This window comes from Cupriavidus sp. 05T42, from assembly GCF_056396345.1.
In genome coordinates this window covers 307,024-331,500 of sequence record NZ_JBFTLH010000006.1, presented here as the reverse complement: position 1 = coordinate 331,500, position 24,477 = coordinate 307,024, and the positions used below count along the sequence as shown (strand labels likewise).

Genomic DNA, 24,477 nt, shown 5'->3' with positions numbered 1-24,477 from the left:
CGGCACCACGAGAGACCGGCGACCCATGGCGACCCTGACACCCCGGCAACAGCAGATCTTCGACCTGATCCGCAACACGATCCGGCACACCGGCATTCCGCCGACCCGTGCCGAGATCGCGTCCGAATTCGGTTTCTCCTCGCCCAACTCTGCCGAGGAACACCTGCKAGCGCTGGCCCGCAAGGGCGTGATCGAGCTGACGCCAGGCGCGTCGCGCGGCATCCGCCTCAAGGTGGCACGTAGCGATTCGGAGATGACGGACCAGTTCTCGCTGCCGATGGCCGGCGTGATGCAGCTGACGCTGCCGCTCGTGGGCCGCGTGGCCGCAGGCAGCCCGATCCTTGCCGCAGAGCACATCGACCGTCAGTACCAGGTAGACGCCTCGGTATTTGATGATCGACCTGATTACCTGCTGCGCGTGCGGGGCCTGAGCATGCGCGATGCCGGCATCCTCGACGGCGACCTGCTCGCCGTCAGGAAAGCCAGCGAAGCCGCCAACGGCAAGATCGTCGTCGCGCGGATCGGCGACGATGTGACCGTCAAACGCCTGAAGCGGCGCGGCGACATGATCGAGCTGATCGCCGAAAACCCGGATTTCGAGAATATCGTGGTGCAGGCCGGCCGTGAGGAATTTTCGCTGGAAGGCATCGCCGTCGGGCTAATCCGCTCCTCGGGCTTCTGACTTCCGAGACCGGACGGGCGGCCGCCTGTCCTGGTCCCCAGTTTTGCATTGCCAACGCCGCCCCGTTCTCTCCGGACGACGGGCGTGGACTCCTGCTGTCGCAAACTTCGAGGTGCCGCCATGCTGCCAGTCAACCACACCGCTTCCCGCCGCCCGGTCAAGCCCGTGCCGTTCCGCCAAACCAAGGGCGTGCGCGTCTACCAGGGCGCCCAGCGTCGTACGATGGTCGGCAGCATGGCTGCAATCTGCCGGATGCTGGAACTTGCGGATATGCCCGACAAACTGGACGCATGAACCGCTAGCGGCGGAGCCGCGTCGCCCAAATCATTGTAAATAGTGCAGTTGCGAGCCCACCACGTGAAATTAAGAGAACGTTTAATTCATCGTGAGAGGTGCTTTACACTCGATGGCGCGCATCCGTAGTACCGGCGCATTGGCGCCGATGCGCGAAACCGGAACTTGTCGACCCCGCCGAGTGCCGGTTTTTTTTCGCCCTCCCCGGCTGGATCAGGTACCAGGATACATGCCAGTCATGTTCTTGCGCAGACGGTCCCACAGCATACGCACGCCCCGCACGGTCCCGCTCAGACCCGCCGAGTAGCCAGGGTCGTAGTAGTGAATCAGCAACGACCGGCGCTCGCCAACTTCCACATCAAGGTTGGCATGCTGGAGCACAAAGCCGTTGAAGACATAGACGCTGCCCGGCTCCACCGGCACGCGGTTGCAGCGGCCACGGCGCAGATCCCGTAGCGTCATCCATTTTCTGATGGGAAACGGCAGATTGCGCTGAATGCCATGACGAAGCTTGCAAAAAACATTGGCCACAGTGGATACCGCCAGCCGTGGCGGGTGATAAACCAGCAGATCACCGTTGCAAACGCCATCGGGGGCGAGCTTCAGCGGAATCAGCAGCGTCAGCAGATGCGAATCGTAGTGGCGGCAATGGCTCTCGTTGCGCGTAGACGTGCTGGCACAACGAATCACGTGGAACGCTTCCCAACGCAGCGACTTCTTCAGGAGCGTGGTGGCCATGGCCCGAGTCTCGGCGCACGCCGTCTCCTCGAGCTTGCGGAAGGCTTCATTGCGACGTAGTAACTCAGCCATTGCGAATGGCTCGGCACGCTCGGGCTGTTCGCCGAAGGATCGATCGATAGCCGCGTTAATGGCAGCCAAGGTCGGCATCGGAATCACACTGGAAAATGCCGCCAGTGCTACATCAGGGTTGAATCGAATTCGCTCCGCCACGGCATGACCTCGCGCTTCGTATAGGTGATTTGCCTAGATGATATGGATTAGACCATTTGGCCCGCCGTGAAGCGTAGCGAAAATCATTCTCGAAAACTTGTCACTATGTGGGCTGTCGCACATGATCCGGGAACAAAGCCCAGTGCATCCACGCCCCCGACGGTTTTCCGGCACATGGGCCGATCAACGATTATTCTTTGGGTGAAGGATCGACGGACACTGGCTGACGATATAAGGGACGCAATGAGGACAAGCCTGGCGGCATGGCTCCTGGTCATCGCCGCACTGATTTCGGGGCCGGGGGTTGCTGCTGAGTTCGGTAGCAAGGGTGGCCCCGAGCCCGCCAATATCGATCAGATTACCGACCTACTTCGCGAAGAGCCCTACGACCTGGAGCTACTGATCAGCTTTGGGACATCGAAGGGCGGATCGGCTGGCCATATCGCCCTGGGCGTCCGTGACGACACGCTCGGCGACGACATTGTCTACTCGGCAAATTTCTACGCCGACCGCACGCCCAAGCACGAGAATGATTTTTACACCGCCAATCTGATGGCGGGCATCCCAAAGAAGGAATATCTGTTCAAGACGGCCTCCTCCATCGCGGAAACGACGATGTTTGGCCTCGACTATGGCGAGATTTACAAGCGGTCGGTGATCGGTGTGCGGGTCTACGGCGTGCCCACGCAGGAAAAACAGTCGCTGGTCGATTACTTCCGCCGCATCAACGACGACTACCATCGGCGGGCAACGGACACCGAATATCACAGCGGTACAATCCAATACGATTATTTGCGCCTGAACTGCGCCAAGACCATCGGCGCCGCCTTCAAGTACGGCGCCGGCTACAAGGATTTGACGATAAAGAGCCCCAAAGTCCTATCCGGGCGACGCGTGGTGGCCGCCGCGACCGCGAATATTCCCACGGAGATGGCGATGAAGCTGATCAAGGAATGGGGCAAGCGCGGATACGGTATGGACGTAGTGCTGTACAAGAAGTACGGCAGCTCCACCTATGTGGAACCTCGCGAAGAGGAGAAGGTGGCATTCAAGGACCTGCCCAACCGCTTCCCCTCCGTCCTGTCGCTCGATTTCCGCAGGGAGCAAGGGGCCTATCGCGACTTCGACAATCTCTACGCCATGTACCTGTTCTACAACCTGGGCCGGTTCAGCGTGCGCGTGAATGAGCAGACGCGGTTGCTGGAGGTCGAGAAGGACAAGGAGCCGATGCCCTATCGACAAGCCGCGGAACTGGCCAAGGCCAGCGCCGAATCGGACAGCGAAAAATTTCGTCGCCACGCCGAAGCGCCGGACAACACCCATCTCTACTATTTCTCGGAGGGGAATCAGGACGGGAGTGCTCGCTGAGCGGGTAGCAACGGCGCGCAGAAAAGCAAACGGCCACTTGAGTAAGTGGCCGTTTTGTTAAGCAATTTGGGGTGGCTGATGGGACTCGAACCCACGACGACAGGAATCACAATCCTGGACTCTACCAACTGAGCTACAGCCACCGTAGAGGTTTTGCCAGCTTGCCGCTGACGCTTCCGCTAACCGGCGTTGCCGTTCAACGAAAAACAAGATTCTACAAGGATCTTCAGAGGATGGCTAGTATTCCGCACAAAAAATTTCAACCGGCCTCGCCTGCCTTATCGACTGCCATGCCACTTCGCTTCGAGCAGCACCGCCTCCTTGATTGCGGCAACAGTCTCGGCCTCGCTCGAGAACAAGCCGAGCAGTCGCCGGGACTTGCCATTGAGCACATCGCGCTGCAATGCTTTACCCGCTTCCACCGAGGTGCCGGCGTGCCAGCAGTACCGCGCAGTCCATTTGCCGTCCTGCAGACGCTCGGCCACCCAGATCAGGCGGAAGTCCTCGAAGACCTCGCCAAATGGCTCTTCCCTATCCACCATGTGCTATCCCCCAAGGCTCGCTTCCGATCCGTCGCGCCGGCCCATGCTCGTGCACGCGCTGCGACGCCGACTACCGGCCAGCCCACTTGCTTTTCCCCCACCGAAACCCTGGTTGCACAGGATTCACAGGCCACATGCCGACTGCCGCGGCATTGATGGCATCGTAACATGACGAAAACGCCGCTTACCTACTTTCAGAAATCCAGATGCCTATAGCGTGGGACATCGAACGCCGTTTCGCCAAGTCAAAATGTCTATCGGCTACCGCACGAAAAACGCGGCGAGCCCCACGAACGCAGGGTTCTGGCGCAATGGGTGCTGATAGATACTCTTTCGCGAGGGACATTGACCCCCCTCGACATTCCCGTCAGGCGGCCTTGGTAACCAAGAGTCGCCTGCTTTTTTTGGGGACGCGCAGAATGTGAGGACGAAAAAAAAGAGCCCGCCGTAGCGGACTCTTAAATTAGCGATCTCAATGCCCTGAAGGCAGGATCAATGTAGTCGGCCCGGATCGTGAGCACTATTCGGGCAAACCCAAGGTACGGCGGACAAAAAAAGAGCCCGCACACGGCGGGCCCAATAATCAGTTGAAGAAAGCCCTGTATTCGAGGGCAAGCACAGTGTAAGAAGGTGCCCGCTAAGCGGCGAATTAGGGGAATCCCTTTGCTGGTGCGGGATTCGACGCCACCGACTGCCCAATACACCGCTGCACGCACCCGTCCGGGCACCCTGCATAGAACGATCGTTCGAAATTAGAGTTTTCCTTCGATTCCGGCGGGCGCTCAGGCTGCCTCAAGCAGGTCCGGACGCAGGTGGCTACGCGCTTCTTCGAAGAGCGCGTCCACGGCGATACGGCTACGCGCGGAGTGCATGCGACGTGCATCTGACAGCACACGCCGCCAACCCCGGCCACCGTGAATGCCCCGATGCAAGCCCAGCATGTGCCGCGTGACGGCGCCCATGTAACCGCCTTGCTCCACCAAAGCGCCGATGTAGTCCTGCATCGCCAACTCCACTTCCTGCCGCGCAGAAATAGGCGTGGTCGCGCCATAGAAGCGCGTATCCATTTCCGACAGGAAATACGGTTGGTGATACGCCTCGCGGCCAATCATGACGCCATCCACGTGTTGCAGATGCTCGGCGATCTCGTCGTAGGTCACGATGCCACCATTGATCAGAATCTCGAGTTTCGGAAACTCGCGTTTTAGCTGATAAGCGACCTCATAACGGAGCCGCGGGATTTCGCGATTTTCTTTTGGGCTCAGGCCCTTCAATATCGCGTTGCGCGCATGGACGATAAACGTCTCGCATCCCGCATCAGCGATCGTGCCAACAAAATCGCGGACAAAATCGTAATGCTCAATCGTGTCGATACCGATCCGGTGCTTGACCGTCACCGGAATGGACACCGCATCGCGCATCGCTTTCACGCAATCCGCCACCAGAGTCGGCTCCGCCATCAGGCAGGCGCCAAACGCGCCACGCTGCACGCGCTCCGACGGGCAGCCGCAGTTGAGGTTGATTTCCTTGTAACCCCATTGTTCGCCGAGTTTTGCCGCCTGGGCGAGGTCGGCAGGCTCGCTGCCGCCCAGTTGAAGCGCTACGGGCTGCTCGGCGGCGTCGAAATCGAGGTGGCGCGCCACATCGCCATGAAGAAGCGCGCCCGTCGTCACCATTTCGGTATAGAGCCAGGTGTCCCGGCTCAACGCGCGGTGAAACGTGCGGCAATGGCGATCAGTCCAATCCATCATCGGGGCCACCGAGATGCGGCGGGGATTTACGGTCATGCGGGTCGTGGGATAGCGGATGTAGCCTGGGACGAACCCGGCTATTGGGAGACCCGCAGTATACGTGAGCTGGGCGTGCGTTGCAGGGCGTGGTAGGGATGCGCCGGCTGCACTCGGCGGGGTGCTGCGTCAAAGAAAACGGCGCCCGAAAGCGCCGTTTGGCTCTTGCTCGTGATGCGGGGGCATCAATGCATGAACAGCCAGATCAGAACCAGCACGAAGGCCGGGACGCCGAGTAGCCACGCGACGATGTACGGCATGGTTTTCCTCCTGAATATCTGTAGTGGGCTTGACTCCACTATAGAAACAGGCACCTGCCGGCGATGTCGGGGCCGCCCCGCTTCGCACTGTAGGACTGGGCTGACCCTACCTTCCCCACCTGGATCAGCGAGCGGCGTTCTTGTCGATCCAACTGGCAAACGTCGTCAGGTACTTGCTCAGGAAGCCGCGTGTCGATTCGTTCGCAATCCCGCCCTGCGCGTCGAACAGCTTGTCTGCGCCGCTGATATAGGCTTCGGGCTGCTGCAAGACCGGGATATTGAGGAATACCAGCGACTGGCGCAGGTGGTGATTGGCGCCGAAGCCACCAATGGCACCCGGCGATGCGCTGATCACGCCGCCCGGCTTGCCGTCCCAGGCGCTCTGCCCATAGGGGCGCGAGCCGACGTCGATGGCGTTCTTGAGGACGCCGGGCACCGAGCGGTTGTACTCGGGCGTGATGAACAGCACCGCATCTGCGCGGCGGATGCGGTCGCGGAACGCCACCCACTCGGCCGGTGGATTGTCGTCGTCGTCCTGGTTGTACATCTGCAGCTGCCGGATATCCACGATATCCAGTTTCAGCTGCGGCGGCGCCAGCGCTGCCAGCGCTTTGGCCAGCTTCAGGTTCAGGGATTCCTTGCGCAGGCTTCCCACCACTACGGCGACATCACGAGGATTGCTCATCACGGGTTCCTTTCACTGTTGACGGTTGAAGTACAACGGATTGCAACGGATGCAGCGAAAATCCGGGCGGGGCATGTTGCCCTGCCCGAGTTGTCTATCGATTCAGTCTATCGACCCAGACCGGCCAGCGGATGTTCCTCGCGCCGCCACGGGCTATCGAAGAATGATCGCACACGTGCCGTGGTCACGTCGTCAAGCCGCACCGGCTGCCATTTGGGCTGATGGTCCTTGTCCACGGCGAGCGCGCGGATGCCTTCCACCTTCTCGCCAATGCGGAACACGTGGTACATCATGTCCAGTTCCATGCGCAGCTCGTCGTCCAGCGCCATCGACCGCGCACGGCGAATCTGCTCGAGCGTCACGCATAGCATCAGCGGCGAACGGCTGCGCAGCATCGCGGCGGTCTGGGCGGCCCAATCGCCTTCGGCATCGCTGATGGTGGCGAGGATGGCCGGCACCGTCGCGCCCGCGAACGCGGTGTCGATCTGGTCCGACAGCCGCGCGAGGGTGCTGTCGGCCGGCTGGCAGGCCGCTGCGTGCTGGTCCGTGAACCTGGCGATATGTGCCACCACCGACTCGGGGCTGCTGAACCGGGCCGCCTGCAGCGCCGCTACCATCTCGGCCAGCGCATTGGCGGGCAGGTAGGCATCCGCCAGACGCGCGTACAGCGCATCGGCGGCGTGGATGACCGTGCCGGTCAAGCCCAGGTATTCGCCCAGCCGGCCCGGCGTGCGGGCGAGGAACCAGCCGCCGCCCACGTCTGGGAACAGGCCGATATTGGTCTCGGGCATCGCCATCTTCGTGCGATCCGTGACGATGCGCAGGCGGGCACCTTGCGAAATGCCCATTCCACCGCCCATGACCACGCCGTCCATCAGCGCGATATAGGGCTTCGTGTAGCGGTGAATCAAGTGGTTGAGCGCGTATTCCTCGACGAAGAACTGGTCGAGCAGCGGGTCCTGCGCGTGCCATGCCTTGTGGAACCAGCGGATGTCTCCGCCAGCGCAGAACGCCTTGCCGCCTGCGCCCGCCACCACCACCGCGTGCACCGCCGGATCGGCCTCCCAGCGCGTCAGCGCGTCCGTGATCGCGCGAATCATCTCCAGCGACAGCGCGTTCAGCGCCTGCGGGCGGTTCAGCGTCAGATACGCCACCCCGCCACGCTCCTCGGTCGTCACTTCCACCACTGCCTGCGTCGATCCAAACTCCGTCATGTGTCTCTGCTCCTTTCTTGTTGCCAGCGATTTTACGCCAGCCACATGACGATGCCGGGCCACTTTGCGATTTTCAGAATCGTCTCAACGGACTCGGCTCAGGCCAGCCGGAAGGCGGCCATGAGACCCGTCAGCCGCTGGGCCTGGTCCTGGAGCGACGCCGCCGCGGCAGCCGCTTCCTCGACCAGCGCCGCGTTCTGCTGCGTCATGCCGTCCATATGGGACACCGCCACGTTCACCTGTTCGATGCCGCGCGACTGCTCGTCCGATGCCGCGCTGATGCCGCCGATGATGTCGCTCACGCGTCGTACTTCGTCCACGATGTCCTGCATCGCCCTGCCCGCCCCGTCCACGAGGGAGGTGCCCTCGCGCACGCTGGACACCGACGCGCCGATCAGCCCCCGGATCTCCTTCGACGCCGCCGCGCAGCGTTGAGACAAATCTCGAACATCGCCCGCTACGACGGCAAAGCCGCGCCCGTGCTCCCCCGCCCGGGCGGCTTCCACGGCGGCATTGAGCGCCAGGATGTTGGTCTGGAACGCGATTTTCTCGATCACCTCGATGATGTCGACGATCTTGTTGGCGCCGGCGTCGATGGCGCGCATGGTGTCCACCACGCGCGAAACCGCCGCGCTGCCGCGCTCGGCAAGCGTCTGGGCGTTAGTCGCCAGCGAGGTGGCGTCGCGCGCGCTATCGGCGTTGTGGCGTACGGTGCTGGTCAGCTGCTCCATGCTCGATGCGGTCTCCTCCAGCGACGCGGCCTGCTGCTCGGTGCGCTGCGACAGGTTGGCGTTGCCGCTGGCGATCTGCGCGCTGGCAGCGGCGATCGAGTCGGCGCCGCCGCGCACCTCGCCCACCATCTCGCGCAACCGCGCCTGCATGCGGCCGAGCATCCCCAGCATGCGACTCGTCTCATTCCTGGCGTGCTCGTCGACCATTACGCCGGCGTCCTCCCGATGCGCGGTGCCGAGATCCCCGTCGGCAATGCGGGCGAAGCGGGCGATGGCCACGTCGAGCGGCCGGACAATGGAGACCCGCAGGCGCCAGGCCACCACGGTGCTGAACACCAGACCCACGGCCAGCACGACGAGCGAGAGCGTCAGCAGCCGACCGTAACGATCTTGAGAACTTTCGTACACGGCCTTGGCGCTCGCCACCTGTAGACGGGCCAGTTCCGTGTTGACGGCCGTGAACTGGATGTCGAGCTTGGGAATCGTGTCCATGACCGCCGTCATCATCGCGTCGCGGTTACCGGCATGGAGCGCGGCAATCATTGGCGCCACGCCCTGCGTGAACAGCGCCTGGCGACGGGCCGACACGGCCTCGGTGGCGCGCGTCTGCTCCTCATTGCGAGGAATCTCAAGATACGATTTCCAGGCCGCGTCCGACTGGCGCGCGAAGTCCTGTGCCGTGGCGGCGCGCGCCTTGGCGTCGGCCGGATCGGTGGCGAACGCGGCCTGGTCCAGCAGCACGCGCACCAGCAACTGGTTGGAGCGCGCTTCGGCCAGATACGTCGCGGCGGCAAGCTGCTGTTGATAGACCTGACGCGTGGCGTCGTTGCTGCGCGACATGCCCAGCCAACCAACGCCACCGACAATCAGCAGCAACAAATTCGTGACAATCGTGAGGAGCCACAGCCGGGCTCCGATCGTAGTGTTGCGAAACATGGGGGCKACTCTCCGTAACGTGAAAAGCGGCCACTCCTMTCTGGCCGCTCACGCAATGACGGCGCGCCCGCACGAACCTTGATGCATCGCGAGGGATAGTCTGTGTTGCAGATTTGTGATGATGTGCGATAGACGACGCGCGCGCGCACGATCKAGCACATGGTGCGTATGGAGGAAGCCCTCCACGCAAAAACCTTGAGAATGTGCACACTTGCGCCATGCACGTCACGCCCCCGCAATCCGCCGGCTTCGATCCCGGCCTGATCCTGATGGCCTTCGCGCCGGTCTTCCTGCTGACTATCGGCTGGGAGGCCTGGTACTGGGCCCGCCGCGACCCCGCCGTCTATAGCTGGCGGGACACGCTATCCAACGCCAGCCTCGCGCTGATGCATCAGGCGTCGGACGCCTTCTTCCTCTGGCTGCTGATCCGCACGGTCTACACGTGGTGCTACGCGCACGGTCTGCGCGCGGTGCCGGAGACCTGGTGGTCGTTCGCGCTGCTGCTGTTACTACAGGATTTTCTTTATTACTGGTTCCACCGGGCCAGCCATCGGGTGCGCTGGCTGTGGGCGTCGCACGTGGCGCACCACTCATCGGAAGGCATGAATTTCTCGACGGCGTTCCGGCAGAGCCTGACCTATCCGATCTCGGGCATGTGGCTGTTCTGGATTCCGCTCGCGTTCATCGGATTTACGCCAGATTGGGTGATCCTGGCCGTCGGCCTGAACCTCGCGTTCCAGTTCTTCGTCCATACGCGGCTGGGCCGGCGCTGGCCGCTCGTTGAGATGGTTCTCAACACGCCGTCGGTGCATCGGGTCCACCATGCGAGGAATCCGCAGTACATCGACCGTAACTACGCGGGCGTGCTGACCCTCTGGGATCGCCTGTTCGGCAGCTTCGTGCCCGAGGAGGCCGCGCCCGAATACGGCATCACGCGGCAGATACGCACGCACAACCCGCTGACACTCACCCTCCACGAATGGCGTGACATGTTCCGCGACGCCTGGCACGCCCGAGACCCGCGCTACTTCTGGAAGCCGCCCGAGTGGCGCAGCCCCAAACACGTTGAACCATGAAAAAACCGCGCTCGAGGGCGCGGTTTTTTCATGGGGCAAACCGGTGTTACACGGTGTCGCGCGAAGCACGCTTACGCTCGTGCTCCTTCAGGTGGCGCTTGCGCAGACGAATGCTCTTGGGGGTGATTTCCACGAGTTCGTCATCGGCGATGAATTCCACCGCGTATTCAAGCGACATCTGGATCGGCGGCACCAGGCGCACGGCTTCGTCAGTACCCGAGGCGCGCACGTTGGTCAGCTGCTTGCCCTTGATCGGGTTCACGACGAGGTCGTTGTCCCGGCTATGGATGCCGATGATCATGCCTTCGTACAGCGCATCGCCCGGCTTCACGAACATGCGGCCGCGATCCTGCAGCTTCCACAGTGCGTACGCCACGGCGTCGCCGTCGTCCTGCGAGATCAGCACGCCATTGTGACGCTCGCCCAGGCCGCCTTCGCGCACCGGTGCATAGTCGTCGAAAATGTGGCTGATCAGGCCCGTGCCGCGCGTCAGCGTCAGGAACTCGCCCTGGAAGCCGATCAGGCCACGCGCCGGAATACGGTACTCCAGGCGGGTACGGCCCTTGCCGTCCGATGCCATGTCGAGCAGTTCGCCCTTGCGGCGGCCCAGCTCTTCCATGACGCTGCCCTGGTGGCCGTCTTCCACATCCACGGTCAGCAGTTCGTACGGCTCATGCTTCACGCCATCGATTTCCTTGAACACCACGCGCGGGCGCGACACGGCCAGCTCGTAGCCTTCGCGGCGCATGTTTTCCAGCAGGATGGTCAAGTGCAGTTCGCCACGGCCCGACACTTCGAAAATCGTGTCGTCGCCGGTCTCGGCCACGCGCAGGGCCACGTTCGACTTCAGTTCGCGGTCCAGGCGTTCGCGCAACTGGCGGCTGGTCACGAACTTGCCTTCACGGCCGGCCAGCGGCGACGTGTTCACGCAGAAGTTCATGGTCAGGGTGGGCTCGTCCACCTTCAGCATCGGCAGGGCGTCCTGGGCGTCCGGCGCGCACACGGTGCAGCCGATACCCAGTTCCTCAATACCGTTGATCAGCACGATGTCGCCGGCTTCCGCCTCGGGCACGATTTCGCGCTCCAGGCCACGGAACTTCAGCACCTGGTTGATACGACCCTTGATCGGGTTGCCTTCCGGGCCGAACTTGACCACCACGTCCTGCAGCGACTTGGCGCGGCCACGCGAAATGCGGCCCACGCCGATCTTGCCGACGTAGCTCGAGTAGTCGAGCGAGATGATCTGCATCTGCAGCGGACCGTCCGGGTCGTCGTTACGAACCGGCACCTTGGTCAGCACGGTCTCGAACAGCGGCTTCATGTCACCATCGCGCACGTCTTCGGTCAGACCGGCATAGCCGTTCAGCCCCGAGGCGAAGATCACCGGGAAGTCGAGCTGCTCGTCGTTGGCGCCGAGCTTGTCGAACAGGTCGAAGGTCTGGTTGATCACCCAGTCAGGGCGTGCGCCCGGACGGTCGATCTTGTTGATCACGACGATCGGCTTCAGGCCGAGCGCGAGTGCCTTGCGCGTCACGAAACGCGTTTGCGGCATCGGGCCTTCCACGGCATCGACGAGCAGCAGCACGCCGTCGACCATCGACAGCACGCGCTCCACTTCACCGCCGAAGTCGGCGTGGCCCGGGGTGTCCACGATGTTGATGTGCGTGCCGTTGTACTCGACGGCACAGTTCTTCGCGAGGATCGTGATCCCGCGTTCCTTTTCCAGGTCGTTCGAGTCCATCACGCGTTCAACCATTTGCTGGTTTTCACGGAAGGTACCTGCCTGGCGCAGGAGCTGGTCGACCAGGGTGGTCTTGCCATGATCGACGTGGGCGATGATGGCGATGTTACGGATGGCGCGGGTCATTGCGGCGTCCCCTTGACGCGGAGCGTTCGAAAAATTAACCCGACATTCTAGCATGCTGCGGCGCAAAACGCTCTGCTGCGGATCGACCTTCTATGTTAGGCGTCGTTGCGGTTTCTGCAATGACGAATTTCCGTTCTTGCGGATCGTGCGTCACATGCATATATTTGTCACAGCAAAGATTGCGGCGACAAACAATGAGTGAATCTAACACCACTTTTACGACCACTTCCGGCGCAGGGCCTGCCGAGCCGGATCTTTTCGATCCGGCCGTCTACGAGCTTGGCTCCAGCGTTGGTTACCTGCTGGCCCGGGCCAAGAACCTGCTAACGCTCGGCATCGAGCAGGAAGTGAATGGCCTGGACATCACGCACGCCCAGGCGAGCTGCCTAATCATGTTGTCGATGGGTGGCGCCAGTACCGTCACCGACATCGGCCGCAGCCTGAACACCGATGCCGGATCGATCACCCGCATGTTGAGCCGGCTTGAGAAACGGGGACTTATCGTGCGCACGCGCCGCGACGACGACCGCCGCGTGGTGGACCTGTCGCTGACGCCCGAGGGCACGGCCATCGCCGCCCAACTGCCTGCCGTCTACTGCAACGTGATGCGGCGCCATTTCGTCGGCTTCAGCCAGGCGGAAATCGACGTACTGCGCGGCATGCTGCATCGGGTCATCGACAACGGTGGCGGGCAGGCCGTCGGCACCTGCTGGACTGAGCGCGATGGCGGCTAGCGCACCCCTGCCCCGCCCTTTGCACGTTTTCTCATCACCCGGCGCCACCATCCTGGCGACAGGCTAAATAAGAAGTCAGATCGATATGCAACCCGTTATCTCCTCCGCATCGCGCCGTCTGGGCGCCCTGGCCCTCACGGTCATGGCCGCGGCCGTGCTGGCCGGCTGCGCGGCGTTGGGTGACTCGCACAGCACCCAAAACCTGGCCGAGCCGCAGGCGCTGGCGTCGCCGCAGACCTTTACCAACGATCACGGCCAGTGGCCGTCGCAGGACTGGGTCGACCAGTTCCACGATGCGCAACTCCGCGCGCTGGCCGACGAGGCCGTCAAGGACAATCCGAGCCTGCAGGCCGCGATTGGCCGCGTGGCGGCATCGCGTGCACTGGCCGAAGCCACGCGCGGCGCGCTGTATCCGAGCGTGGACTTCGAAGGCAGCATCGTGCGCCAGCGGTTTTCCGAAACCGACCTGTTCGAAGGCACGCCGCTGGCCGGCTCCTGGCAGAACCAGTCGCGGCTGCAGATGGGCCTGTCGTGGGACCTCGACTTCTGGGGCAAGAACCGCGATGCGCTGGAAGCTGCGCTCTCCGACGACCGCGCCATGGAGGCCGAGAGTCAGGCCGCGCGCCTGATCCTGACCACCTCCATCGCCCGCAACTACAACCGGCTGGCCGCGCTGTATGCGCAGCGCGATGTGGCCGAGCGCGCCATCGCCCAGCGTCGCGACCTGACCGACCTCTCGCGCCAGCGTCTGGCCGCCGGGCTCGATACCCAGGTCGAGACCACGCAGGCACGCGGCACCGTGGCCGCCGCGCAGACCGACCTCCAACGCGTGGAAGAGGAAATCGCCCTCGCCCGCAACCAGATCGCCGCGCTGCTGGGCAAGGGCCCGGATCGCGGCCTGCAGATCGCCCGCCCCACCCTGCTCGCCAACGCCACGCCGCTGCTGCCCGATGACCTGACCATCGGCCTCATCGGCCGTCGCCCGGATGTGGTGGCGGCGCGCTGGCGCGTGGAGGCGGCGTCGAAGGACATCAGCGTGGCAAAGAAGGAGTTCCTGCCCGACGTGACGCTGACCGCGTTCGCCGGCGTGGCCTCGCTCGATCCGTCGAACCTGCTGATGGGCATCAGCCGCACCTTCGGCATCGGTCCTTCGGTGCGGCTGCCGGTATTCGAAGGCGGCCGGCTGCGCGCCAACCTCAAGGGCAAGAACGCGCAATACGACATCGCCGTGGCGAACTACAACCAGACGCTGGTCGACGCGCTGCGCGAAACCGCCGACACCGTGACCAGCATTCGCAGCGTGGACACCCAGATCAAGACCCAGCGCGAGGCGCTGGACCTGGCCGAGCACGCCTACGCGCTGGCCACCACGCGCTACAAGGCCGGTCTCGGCACGCAGCTGACCGTGCTCAACGCCGAGAGCAATGTGCTCCAGCAGCGCCGGCTGGCCACCGACCTCCAGGCGCGGCGGCTCGATTTGCAGATGGGGCTGATGAAGGCCCTAGGCGGCGGCTACCAGGGCGAGACGCCGGATACCGCGCAAGCGCCGCACGCCGCCCAAGGCTGACCGGGCGCTCGCCCGCCGACACCAGACAATCCGTCAAAGACTACGCAAAAGACAGACATCATGAGCAACACTCCGCAATCTGCCGCGCCGCAAACCCCGACCCCCGCCGCCGACAACAATGGCAAGCGCCGCCGCCTGCTGGTGGCGCTGACCGCCGCCGTCGTTGTGGCCGGGCTTGGCTATGGCCTGTACTGGGGCGTCTACGCGCGCCATTTCGAGAATACCGACGATGCCTACGTCGCCGGCAATGTGGTGCAGGTGACGCCGCTGGTGGGTGGCACGGTGATCTCCATCACTGCCGACGACACGCAGCTCGTTACCGCCGGCCAGCCGCTGATCCAGCTCGACCGCGCCGACTCCCAGGTGGCCATGGAACAGGCCGAGGCCCAGCTCGCCCAGGCCGTGCGCGAGGTGCGCACGCTCTACGTGAACAACGGCTCGCTGTCCGCCAACGTGGCGATGCGCCAGGCCGACGTAGCCAAGGCGCGCGACGACCTGCGCCGCCGCCAGGCCATCGCCGGCTCGGGTGCCGTGTCGAACGAAGAAATTTCTCATGCGCAGACCGGCCTGAAGGCCGCCGAATCGGCGCTGCTGGCCGCGCAGGAGCAACTCGCTTCGAACAAGGTGCTGACCGACCAGACTACGGTTGAGAAACATCCCAATGTGCAGCGCGCTGCCGCGAACCTGCGTTCGGCCTACCTCGCCTTCGCCCGCTCGACGATGCCCGCGCCGGTCACCGGCTACGTGGCCAAGCGCTCGGTCCAGGTGGGCCAGCGCGTGAGCCCCGGCACGCCGCTGATGGCCGTGGTGCCGCTAGACCAAGTGTGGGTGGATGCCAACTTCAAGGAAGTGCAGATCACGCATATGCGGATCGGCCAGCCGGTGGAGCTGGAGGCCGATGTCTATGGCTCGAAGGTCAAGTACACGGGTCACGTGGCGGGCTTCTCGGCCGGCACGGGCTCCGCGTTCTCGCTGCTGCCGGCACAGAACGCCACGGGCAACTGGATCAAGGTGGTGCAGCGCCTGCCGGTGCGTATCGCGCTGGATCCGCAGCAGTTGAAGGACCATCCGCTGCGCGTGGGCCTGTCGATGAACGTCACCGTCGACGTGCGCAAGGAAGAAGGCGGCGCGATGCTCAGCGCCTCCGCCGCCAAGCCGCTCCAGACCGATGTCTACGACAAGGTGGCGCAGGACGCCGACGAACTGATCGCCAAGATCATCTCGCTGAACAACGGCGGCCGCACCTCGGCCGCGCCGCAGGCGGCACCGGCCGTGACCGGCAAGGCGGGCGCCGCGGCTCCCGTGGCCAAGCCGGCCAATACGTAATTGTCTGACTCCCTGATTCCGCACGGCTGACCGCTCATGGCTAATTCCACCACCGCCACGCCGGGCGCGGGCGCTTCGCCGGCACCGGCCAAGGCGCCCTCCGCCACGCCACCGCCGCTGACCGGCGGCAAGCTCGTGATCGGCACGATCGCGCTGTCGCTGGCCACGTTCATGAACGTGCTCGACTCGTCGATTGCCAATGTGTCGATTCCGGCCATCTCGGGCGATCTCGGCGTCTCGCCCAACCAGGGCACCTGGGTCATCACCTCGTTCGCGGTGGCCAACGCCATCTCGGTGCCGCTGACCGGCTGGCTGACCACGCGCTTCGGCGCGGTGCGGCTGTTCGTGCTGTCGATCCTGCTGTTCGTGGTCTCATCGTGGCTATGCGGCGTGGCGCCGAACCTTGAGACGCTGCTGGCCGCCCGGATCCTCCAGGGTGCTGTGGCCGGGCCGATGATCCCGCTCTCCCAGTCGCTGCTGCTGGCCAGCTATCCACCAGCCAAGAGTTCGATGGCGCTGGCGCTGTGGGGCATGACCACGCTGGTCGCGCCGATCATGGGGCCGCTGCTGGGCGGCTGGATCTCGGACAACATGACCTGGCCGTGGATCTTCTATATCAATATCCCGGTTGGTCTGGGTGCCGCCTACGCCACCTGGGCGATCTATCGCGAGCGGGAAACGCCCACCAAGACGCTGCCGATCGACCGCATCGGGCTGGCGCTGCTGGTGATCTGGGTCGGCTCGATGCAGCTGATGCTCGACAAGGGCAAGGAACTCGACTGGTTCCATTCCAACGTGATCGTGGCGCTGACCGTGATTGCCGTGGTGGGCTTCCTGTTCTTTCTGATCTGGGAAAACTACGAGAAACATCCGGTGGTGGACATCCATCTGTTCAAGGGGCGCAACTTCGCCGCCGGCGTGGTGGCGATCTCGGTCGCGTACGGGCTGTTCTTCGGCAACCTGGTGATCCTGCCGCTGTGGCTGCAGACCATCGTCGGCTACACCGCCACGGACGCGGGCATCGTCATGGCGCCGGTGGGCATTTTCGCGATCATCCTGTCGCCGATMATCGGGCGCATCCTGCCCAAGGTGGACGCGCGCTGGGTGGCGACGGGCGCGTTCATCACGTTCGGCATCGTCAGTTTCATGCGGGCCGGCTTCACCACCGGGGTGGATACGCGCACGCTGATGATTCCCACGCTGATCCAGGGCGCGGCGATGGCGCTGTTCTTCATTCCGCTGACGTCGATCATCCTGTCCGGCCAGCCGCCTGAGAAGATTCCGGCGGCCTCCGGCTTGTCGAACTTCGTGCGGATTACGTTCGGGGCAATCGGGGCGTCGATCTCGACCACGATCTGGGAAAACCGCTMGGCGCTCCATCACGCGCAACTGGTGGAGCAGATCAACCCCTACAGCGCCACCTACACCGAGCAGTTGAACCATCTGATGCAGATGGGCATGACGCAGACGCAGGCCATCGGACTGATGGAGCGGAACATCTCGCTCCAGGCGTCGATGCTGGGCGCCAACGACATCTTCTGGATCTCGGGCGTGCTGTTCTTCGTGCTGATCGGCTTTGTCTGGCTGACCAAGCGCAGCCAGGGCGGCGGCGGCGCCGAGGCGGCCGGCGCGCACTGAGCGCGTCACAAAGCGCACCCGCCGCTATCGCCGCTCCGGCGGCGACGCGGCGCCAACGGGCGGCACCATCCGCGTGCCGCCCTGCCAKGCAAACGCGGCCAGCAACACKGCGGCGCAGCCCCAGGCGAACACCGGCAGCCAGGGCAACCAGCCCGCCAGCGGCGCGGCGGCACCGGCGGCCAGCATGGCGATGCGCGCCAACGCCGCCAGCGCCGCGAGCGAGAACACCAGCCCGACGAAGCGCCCTTCCCGCCCCACATGGCCGGCATCGGTCGCCGCATTGACCACCGTGCCGAAGACCATCGCCCACAACACGCCCGCAACGCCCTGCGCGAGCAACACGCCGGGGAGCGTGGAGGCCGTGGCGAAACCGACCAGCGTGAGCGCCCCCAGCAGGGCTGCAGCCAGCAGCAGCACGGCGGCCGGCACGCGCTTCAGCAAAGGCGCCTGCGGCAGCAACACCCCAAGGACGAAGCCCACCCAGAAGGCCGGCATGTAGCGCACCAGCTCTGTGGCGGGCGCAAAGCGGAGATAGGCGGGACCGGAATTGATCGCGATGTGGATCTGGAAGCCGAACGCCAGCAGCCACGTCGCGGCGAAGAACAGCCAGAGCGCCGGCATCGGCGCGGGCGGGGCGCGGCGGGGCGGGAGAGCTTCGCGCGGCGGCAACTCGATCCAGCGCAGTGCGACCACTKCCACCACGAGGCCGGCGCTCGCCAGCACGAACGGCACTACGGGCGACGACTGGCGCAGCGCCGCCGTCAGCATCGGGGCCAGCGCCCCGGCCAGCCCGATGCCCAGTATCGACCATGCAATCAGAAGCGGCGTGGCGGAGCGTTCAAGACGACGCGCGATGATGACCATCGGCGGTGCGCGCAGCGCGGACGAGCTGGCGGCCCAGAGCGCGGTCAGGCCCACCAGCAGCGCCGGCGACGTGGCGGCCGGCAGCAGCACGAAAGCGACGCCGGAGACGACCGAAATCGCCAGGATCCAGACGCCCAGACGGTGCATGGCGTTGGCCATGCGGTCGGCGGCGATGCCCATGGCACTGTCGGCGATGACGAAGATCGCCTGATCCATCAACAAGATCCACGCGACCTGCGCCTTGCCAATGCCGACCTGCGCGGCGAGTTGCGGCAGGAAGGCCGCGTAGAGCGTCCACGTCACGGCCAGCAGGCACTGCACCGCGCAAAAAATCAGGCAACGCATGGCTCCCACCGCTGATTCGTGGCTGGTGGGTCAAGGATAGGTCATGGGAGCCTCGGCCCGGGGCCGCTCGGTCAGGGGCCGGGGGCGTAGCCGAAGCCTAGCTGCCTCGCGCCACAATCGAGATCTGCACCTGCCCCTGCGTGCTGCCTCCAGCATTGCGGGCCGTGACCGTGTAGACCGCCTGCGACTGCACGACCGCTGGCGTGCCGGAGATCACGCCGGTTTGCGTGTTCATGCTCAGGCCCACCGGCAAGGGCGGGCTGACCGTATAGGCGATGACCGCGCCGCCAGTCACCACAGGGGTATTGGGTACGATGGCTTCCGCCACGACGTAGCGGGCCGTGGGCGTGCTGAACGCCAGGCTGGCCGGTGCCACGACGCCCGCCTGCACGGCGATACGCAGCGTGGCGGTGGTCTCGCCCGCCCCGTTGTTGCCCGTGACGGTATAGCTCGACTCGGCCGACACGACGGTCGGCGTGCCAGTGATGGCGCCCGTCTGGGTATTGAATKCCATCCCGGCCGGCAGTGCGGGCGCGATGCGGAATGTGGAAATGGGGCCGCCGGTGCTGGTGGCCGTATTGGCCGTGATGGCTGTGCCGACGGTGTAGATGACGGCCGATTCCCGGTAAGTCAGCCCCGAAGGCGCCGCCCCGGTATTGCGCACCTCGATTTGCACCCGGGCGGTAGCGCTGCCGCCGGCGTTCTCGGCGGTCACTACGTATACAGTGGCGGCGCTGACCGAGGCGGGCGTACCGGCAATCACCCCACTGGCCGCGTCGATCGTCAGCCCGGCCGGCAAGACCGGTGCCACGGAATAGCGCGTCACGGGGTCGCCACTGACGCTGGGTCGATTCGGCACGATGGGCTGGCCGGCTACGTGGATCGCCGATGTCATGGCGTAGCTCAGCCCCGCCGGTGCCTGGACTTTCCCGTCGTCTTCATCGGTGACACATCCCGACAGCAACGCCCCACCACACAGAAAGAGAATCGCCAGCCACGACCGGGCCGACGACAGACCAGCATGCGGCGCGCGCAGCGCGGCACCGAAGGATCGGAAAGACATCGTCAGCCCCGTAAGTGGTTGTTTTTATTGCGGCCCTGCCCGCTGGCCGCGCCGATGCCTATGGCATCACGCGTGAATATACAACACGTCCGTCGGGGACTGGCTGGCCGCTGCCCGGCCAGATTTCAGATCTTTACGAGCCGCTCCGGGCGCAGTGCGCCCTCTCGCATCCGGGCCACGCCCAGCAGGCGGGACGGCTCGCCGCCGTACACGCGCGCCAGGGTTTCCTCTTCCAGCGCGGTGCCCTCGGGCAGGTCGCGCCGTGCGATGCGCTGGCCCTGGAGGAATCGCGCCATCGCGGCGTCGTCGAGCTGCACGAGCACGCAGCGTTGCAGCAAGGCGTCCACGGGCGCGAGCATGGTCGGGCGAATATCGTCGGATTGCTGGTCGATTTGTTCCAGCGTGACCGCGCCATCGAGCGTGAGGTCGCCCACGGCCGTGCGGCGCAAGGCGGTCAGGTGGCCGCCGCAACCGAGCGCTTCGCCAATGTCCTCGCCCAGCGTGCGGATGTAGGTGCCCTTGCTGCAGCGCACGCGCATCGTGAATTGCGGCGGACTGGCGTCGAGGGCCACGTCGAGCAGTTCGATCGCATGGATCGTCACCGCCCGCGCCGCGCGTTCGATGGTCTGGCCGGCGCGCGCGTATTCATATAGCGGCTTGCCGTCCTTCTTCAGGGCCGAATACATCGGCGGCACCTGTTCGATTGGGCCCGTAAATCGTAATACCGCCAGATCCAGCGCGGCGCGGTCGCAGGTGACCGGGCGTTCGGCAACGACTTCGCCCTCGGCATCGCCGGTGGTCGTCGTCACGCCGAGCCGCACCACGGCCTCATAGGTCTTGTCGGCCTCGAGTAGATCCTGGGAGAACTTGGTCGCCTCGCCGAAACACAGCGGCAACAGGCCGGTGGCGAGCGGGTCCAGCGTGCCCGTGTGGCCAGCCTTGTTGGCGCGCAGCATGCGCTTGGCGCGCACCAGCGCGTCGTTGGACGACAGGCCCAGTGGCTTGTCGAGCAGCAGCACGCCATGCACGTCGCGGCGCGGCAGCCGGGGCGGACGGGTTGCGGAGGAATCGGTCATTGCGGCGGGGAGAGAAGCGCGGCGCCGGAGCGGGTCCGGCGCGCGTCACAAAGGCGGAACGGCGCGACGGACTTACTCGTCGTCCTTGGCGCGCGTCGAATTGGCTTCGTTGATCAGCTTCGACATTTCGATGGCATGTTCCACCGAGGTGTCGTGATGGAAATGCAGCGTCGGCACGGTGTGGATGTGCAGGCGCTTGAATAGCAGCGAGTGCAGGTAACCGGCCTTCTCGCGCAGGATACCGGCGGCCACCTCAGGCTCGGCGCCCAGCACCGTGAAGTAGACCTTGGCGTGCGCGTAATCGGGCGTCAGCGCCACCGATTGCAGCGTGACCAGGCCCAGGCGCGGGTCGCGCAGTTCGCGCTGGATCATCTCGGCCAGTTCCTTCTGGATCTGGTCGGAAAGCCGCAGATTGCGGGAAGAGATATTGCCTTTCTTGGCCATTCAAACCTGTCTTGTGCCCAAAGTGAAAACGGCAGGCCGGAGCCTGCCGTCTTGCGTATCGCCTTACAGCGTACGCGCCACTTCGGTGATTTCGTACACCTCGAGTTGGTCGCCTTCCTGAACGTCGTTGAAGTTCTTGATCGACAAACCGCACTCGAAGCCTTGCTTGACTTCCTTGACGTCGTCCTTGAACCGCTTGAGCGAGTCCAGTTCGCCGGTGTGCACCACCACGTTGTTGCGCAGCACGCGCACCAGCGAGTTGCGCTTGACCATGCCGTCGGTGACCATACAGCCGGCCACGGCGCCAATCTTCGGCACACGGAAGACCTGGCGGACTTCCACCTGGCCGATCGTGGTCTCGCGCTTCTCCGGCGCCAGCATGCCGGACATCGCCGCCTTGATCTCGTCTACCGCATCGTAAATGATGTTGTAGTAGCGGATGTCGATGCCGTTGTGCTCGGCCAGCTTGCGCGCGCCGGAATCAGCCCGCACGTTGAAGCCGATGATGACTGCCTTCGAGGCCACAGCCAGGTTGACGTCCGACTCCGAGATGCCGCCCACGCCGCCGTGCACGATCTGCACGCGCACTTCCTCGGTCGACAGCTTCTGCAGCGACTGCACCAGTGCTTCCTGCGAACCCTGCACGTCGGCCTTCACGATCAGCGGCAGCGATTGCACTTCGCCTTCGCTCATCTGCTCCAGCATCGTTTCCAGCTTGGCGGCCTGCTGCTTGGCGAGCTTCACGTCGCGGAACTTGCCCTGACGGAACAGGGCGATTTCACGCGCCTTGCGCTCGTCCGGGAGCACCAGCACTTCCTCGCCGGCGGCCGGCACTTCCGACAGACCCTGGATTTCCACCGGGATCGACGGACCAGCTTCCTTCGTCGGCTTGCCGTTTTCGTCCAGCATGGCGCGCACGCGGCCGTAGGCACTGCCTGCGAGCACCACGTCGCCACGCTTGAGCGTGCCGCTGCTGACCAGGATCGTCGCGATCGGGCMCTTGCCCTTGTCGAGCTGGGCTTCCACCACCAGACCCTTGGCCGGGGCGTCCACCGGTGCCGTCAACTCCAGCACTTCGGCTTGCAGCAGCACCTGCTCGAGCAGGTCGTCGATGCCCAGGCCGGTCTTGGCGGACACCGGCACGAACGGCGAATCGCCGCCGTACTCTTCCGGCAACACCTGCTCGGCCACCAGTTCCTGCTTCACGCGGTCCGGGTTGGCTTCGGGCTTGTCGATCTTGTTGATCGCCACCACGATGGGCACGCCGGCAGCCTTGGCGTGCGCAATCGCTTCCTTGGTCTGCGGCATCACGCCGTCGTCCGCCGCAACCACCAGGATCACGATGTCGGTGGCCTTGGCGCCACGGGCACGCATGGCCGTGAAGGCCTCGTGACCCGGGGTGTCCAGGAAGGTGATCACGCCACGTTCGGTTTCGACGTGGTACGCGCCAATGTGCTGCGTAATGCCCCCGGCTTCGCCCGCGGCAACCTTGGTGCGGCGGATGTAATCGAGCAGCGAGGTCTTGCCGTGGTCGACGTGACCCATCACGGTCACCACCGGCGGACGCGGCAGCAGTTCGGCGTCGGTATGGTCTTCGCCATCCACCACCAGCAGTGCTTCCGGATCGTCCAGCTTGGCGGCGAACGCCTTGTGGCCCATTTCTTCCACCACGATCATGGCGGTTTCCTGGTCCAGCACCTGGTTGATCGTGACCATCTGGCCGAGCTTCATCATCTGCTTGATGACCTCGGACGCCTTCACGGCCATCTTGTGCGCCAGATCGGCCACCGAGATGGTTTCCGGCACGTGCACTTCACGCACCACCGGCTCGGTCGGCGCCTGGAAGTTGCTGCGATCGTCGGCATGCTGCTTGCCGCCGCGGCCACGCGGGCCACCGCGCCAGCCACCCACACCGCCCGACGTATCGCCGCGCGTCTTCAGGCCGCTGCCCTTCTTGCGCGAGCTATCGTCCTGCCACGTACCGGTCTTGACCGGCTTGCCGGTCTTCTTGTCGACGGTGGTCGTGGCCGTGGTGGTCGTGGCCGGTTTCTTGTCGTCCTTCTTGGCTTCGGTCGTCGTGCCAGGCGGCTTCACCGGCTTGTGCAGCGTACCGGTCTGCTCGGCCTTCTTTTCCTCGGCCTTGCGTTCCGACGGCGCCTTCAGCACGCGGGCCGGGGCGTTCAGCATCTGCTGGATCGCACGGGCCTCGGCCTCGGCAGCCTCGCGGCGGCGGCGGGCGGCGTCCTGCTCGGCACGGGCCTTGTCGGCCGCTGCCTTCGCGTCATCCGCATCCTTCTGCACCTGCACGCGCTCGGCGGCCACGCGGGCCTGGTCGTCCTCGGCCTTCTTGCGCACGGCAGCGTCCTCGACGGCGTTGTTCACCGCCTGGGCAGCCACGGCCTCTTCCTCGGCCTTGCGGGCGAGAAGTTCGGTCTGGCGGCGCTGCTCGGCCTCGAGGGCTTCCTGGCGCGCACGGCGCTCGGCTTCCTCGCGCTCGGCGGCTTCCTGGCGTGCCTTCAGTTCGGCTTCCTGGCGCGCGAGCGCCTCGGCCTGCTGACGGCTTTCCTCTTCCTCGCGGCGTGCCTGTTCGGCGGCGGCCTCGGCCGCTTCCGCGGCGTCCACGCCATCGGCGTGTGCATCCCCGGCGACCTCGTCACGCTTGATCAGGACGCGCTTCTTGCGCACCTCGACCTGAACGGTACGGGTCTTGCCGGTGGAATCGGCCTGACGGATTTCGGACGTTTCGCGCTTGGTCAGCGTGATCTTTTTGCGTGCGCTGTCGTCGGCCTGACCGTGCGACCGCTTGAGATAATCAAGGAGTCGGGTCTTGTCCGATTCGGTGATGATGTCTTCCGGCGTCGCTTTGCCCACCCCAGCTGCCTGCAATTGTTCCAGCAGGGCAGCTGCGCTGCGGCTCAGTTCTGCGGCCAGTTGGGCAACTGTTGTGCTTGCCATTCAAACCCTTTCAATGCTCGGTTTCTACGTCGGGACAAATCGTATGCGGAAAGCGCCGGGGCCCCTGGCCCC

The 24,477-nt window shown here is 64.6% G+C and carries 20 protein-coding genes and 1 tRNA gene; 8 read left to right on the top strand and 13 right to left on the bottom strand.

Features of this window, described 5'->3' with window-relative positions:
• Window positions 1-25: 25 nt before the first annotated feature.
• Both lexA and AC1EJR_RS11140 read left to right on the top strand, forming a co-directional pair.
• On the top strand, window positions 26-682 hold the full coding sequence (gene lexA / locus AC1EJR_RS11145) for a transcriptional repressor LexA (RefSeq protein ID WP_477147063.1): 657 nt from the start codon (window positions 26-28) through the stop codon (window positions 680-682).
• Window positions 683-802: 120 nt separating this feature from the next.
• Window positions 803-976: a hypothetical protein gene (locus AC1EJR_RS11140; protein ID WP_177219820.1), complete on the top strand. Its 174-nt coding sequence runs from the start codon at window positions 803-805 to the stop codon at window positions 974-976.
• A gap of 213 nt (window positions 977-1,189) precedes the next feature.
• On the opposite strand, the gene AC1EJR_RS11135 is transcribed toward AC1EJR_RS11140, so the two are convergent.
• Window positions 1,190-1,927, bottom strand: a complete 738-nt coding sequence (locus AC1EJR_RS11135; protein ID WP_092289459.1) for a hypothetical protein — start codon at window positions 1,925-1,927, stop codon at window positions 1,190-1,192.
• Between the two features lie 243 nt (window positions 1,928-2,170).
• Here AC1EJR_RS11135 and AC1EJR_RS11130 point away from each other — a divergent pair, with 243 nt between their 5' ends.
• Complete coding sequence (locus tag AC1EJR_RS11130; protein ID WP_092289461.1) at window positions 2,171-3,295, top strand: hypothetical protein; 1,125 nt, start codon at window positions 2,171-2,173, stop codon at window positions 3,293-3,295.
• Between the two features lie 67 nt (window positions 3,296-3,362).
• Here the strand turns inward: AC1EJR_RS11130 and AC1EJR_RS11125 are convergent.
• The 6 genes from AC1EJR_RS11125 to AC1EJR_RS11100 all read right to left on the bottom strand — a co-directional run bounded on the left by AC1EJR_RS11125 (window position 3,363) and on the right by AC1EJR_RS11100 (window position 9,450).
• A tRNA-His gene (locus AC1EJR_RS11125) sits at window positions 3,363-3,438 on the bottom strand.
• Between the two features lie 135 nt (window positions 3,439-3,573).
• Entirely contained in the window at window positions 3,574-3,834 is a 261-nt protein-coding gene (locus AC1EJR_RS11120; protein WP_477113341.1) for a hypothetical protein, read from the bottom strand.
• Window positions 3,835-4,619: 785 nt separating this feature from the next.
• Entirely contained in the window at window positions 4,620-5,624 is a 1,005-nt protein-coding gene (dusA, locus tag AC1EJR_RS11115) for a tRNA dihydrouridine(20/20a) synthase DusA (protein ID WP_477113338.1), read from the bottom strand.
• 384 nt (window positions 5,625-6,008) lie between these two features.
• Window positions 6,009-6,569, bottom strand: coding sequence for an NADPH-dependent FMN reductase (locus AC1EJR_RS11110; RefSeq protein ID WP_092289568.1), 561 nt, complete (start codon window positions 6,567-6,569; stop codon window positions 6,009-6,011).
• A 107-nt stretch (window positions 6,570-6,676) separates the two neighbouring features.
• A complete protein-coding gene (locus AC1EJR_RS11105) occupies window positions 6,677-7,783 on the bottom strand; it encodes an enoyl-CoA hydratase/isomerase family protein (RefSeq protein ID WP_477113337.1) in 1,107 nt (368 codons plus the stop codon).
• Window positions 7,784-7,881: 98 nt separating this feature from the next.
• Window positions 7,882-9,450 (bottom strand): methyl-accepting chemotaxis protein, encoded by a 1,569-nt coding sequence (locus AC1EJR_RS11100; RefSeq protein ID WP_477104948.1) that lies wholly within the window; start codon window positions 9,448-9,450, stop codon window positions 7,882-7,884.
• A gap of 218 nt (window positions 9,451-9,668) precedes the next feature.
• Between AC1EJR_RS11100 and AC1EJR_RS11095 the strand changes: the two genes are divergently transcribed.
• Window positions 9,669-10,526 carry a sterol desaturase family protein gene (locus tag AC1EJR_RS11095; protein WP_477113336.1) on the top strand — a complete coding sequence of 286 codons (858 nt, stop codon included), beginning with the start codon at window positions 9,669-9,671 and terminating at the stop codon, window positions 10,524-10,526.
• A gap of 46 nt (window positions 10,527-10,572) precedes the next feature.
• On the opposite strand, the gene typA is transcribed toward AC1EJR_RS11095, so the two are convergent.
• Window positions 10,573-12,393, bottom strand: a complete 1,821-nt coding sequence (gene typA, locus AC1EJR_RS11090) for a translational GTPase TypA (RefSeq protein ID WP_092289575.1) — start codon at window positions 12,391-12,393, stop codon at window positions 10,573-10,575.
• A gap of 194 nt (window positions 12,394-12,587) precedes the next feature.
• On the opposite strand from typA, the gene AC1EJR_RS11085 reads away from it, so the two are divergent.
• The 4 genes from AC1EJR_RS11085 to AC1EJR_RS11070 all read left to right on the top strand — a co-directional run bounded on the left by AC1EJR_RS11085 (window position 12,588) and on the right by AC1EJR_RS11070 (window position 17,658).
• Window positions 12,588-13,127, top strand: a complete 540-nt coding sequence (locus AC1EJR_RS11085) for a MarR family winged helix-turn-helix transcriptional regulator (protein WP_092289577.1) — start codon at window positions 12,588-12,590, stop codon at window positions 13,125-13,127.
• 85 nt (window positions 13,128-13,212) lie between these two features.
• The gene (locus AC1EJR_RS11080; RefSeq protein WP_441593568.1) at window positions 13,213-14,694 is read left to right on the top strand and encodes an AdeC/AdeK/OprM family multidrug efflux complex outer membrane factor; all 1,482 of its coding nucleotides are present in this window, start codon (window positions 13,213-13,215) and stop codon (window positions 14,692-14,694) included.
• Window positions 14,695-14,754: 60 nt separating this feature from the next.
• Window positions 14,755-16,020: an HlyD/EmrA/EmrK family protein gene (locus AC1EJR_RS11075; RefSeq protein WP_092289579.1), complete on the top strand. Its 1,266-nt coding sequence runs from the start codon at window positions 14,755-14,757 to the stop codon at window positions 16,018-16,020.
• Between the two features lie 36 nt (window positions 16,021-16,056).
• A complete protein-coding gene (locus AC1EJR_RS11070; RefSeq protein ID WP_477147062.1) occupies window positions 16,057-17,658 on the top strand; it encodes a DHA2 family efflux MFS transporter permease subunit in 1,602 nt (533 codons plus the stop codon).
• Between the two features lie 24 nt (window positions 17,659-17,682).
• Here AC1EJR_RS11070 and AC1EJR_RS11065 read toward each other — a convergent pair whose 3' ends face one another.
• The 5 genes from AC1EJR_RS11065 to infB form a co-directional block, all read right to left on the bottom strand.
• Entirely contained in the window at window positions 17,683-18,867 is a 1,185-nt protein-coding gene (locus tag AC1EJR_RS11065; RefSeq protein WP_477147061.1) for an MFS transporter, read from the bottom strand.
• 97 nt (window positions 18,868-18,964) lie between these two features.
• Window positions 18,965-19,930: an Ig domain-containing protein gene (locus AC1EJR_RS11060; protein ID WP_477147060.1), complete on the bottom strand. Its 966-nt coding sequence runs from the start codon at window positions 19,928-19,930 to the stop codon at window positions 18,965-18,967.
• A 125-nt stretch (window positions 19,931-20,055) separates the two neighbouring features.
• A complete protein-coding gene (gene truB / locus AC1EJR_RS11055) occupies window positions 20,056-21,006 on the bottom strand; it encodes a tRNA pseudouridine(55) synthase TruB (protein WP_092289587.1) in 951 nt (316 codons plus the stop codon).
• A 72-nt stretch (window positions 21,007-21,078) separates the two neighbouring features.
• Window positions 21,079-21,450, bottom strand: a complete 372-nt coding sequence (gene rbfA / locus AC1EJR_RS11050; RefSeq protein WP_092289589.1) for a 30S ribosome-binding factor RbfA — start codon at window positions 21,448-21,450, stop codon at window positions 21,079-21,081.
• A 63-nt stretch (window positions 21,451-21,513) separates the two neighbouring features.
• Window positions 21,514-24,405: a translation initiation factor IF-2 gene (gene infB / locus AC1EJR_RS11045; protein ID WP_477147059.1), complete on the bottom strand. Its 2,892-nt coding sequence runs from the start codon at window positions 24,403-24,405 to the stop codon at window positions 21,514-21,516.
• Window positions 24,406-24,477: the final 72 nt, after the last annotated feature.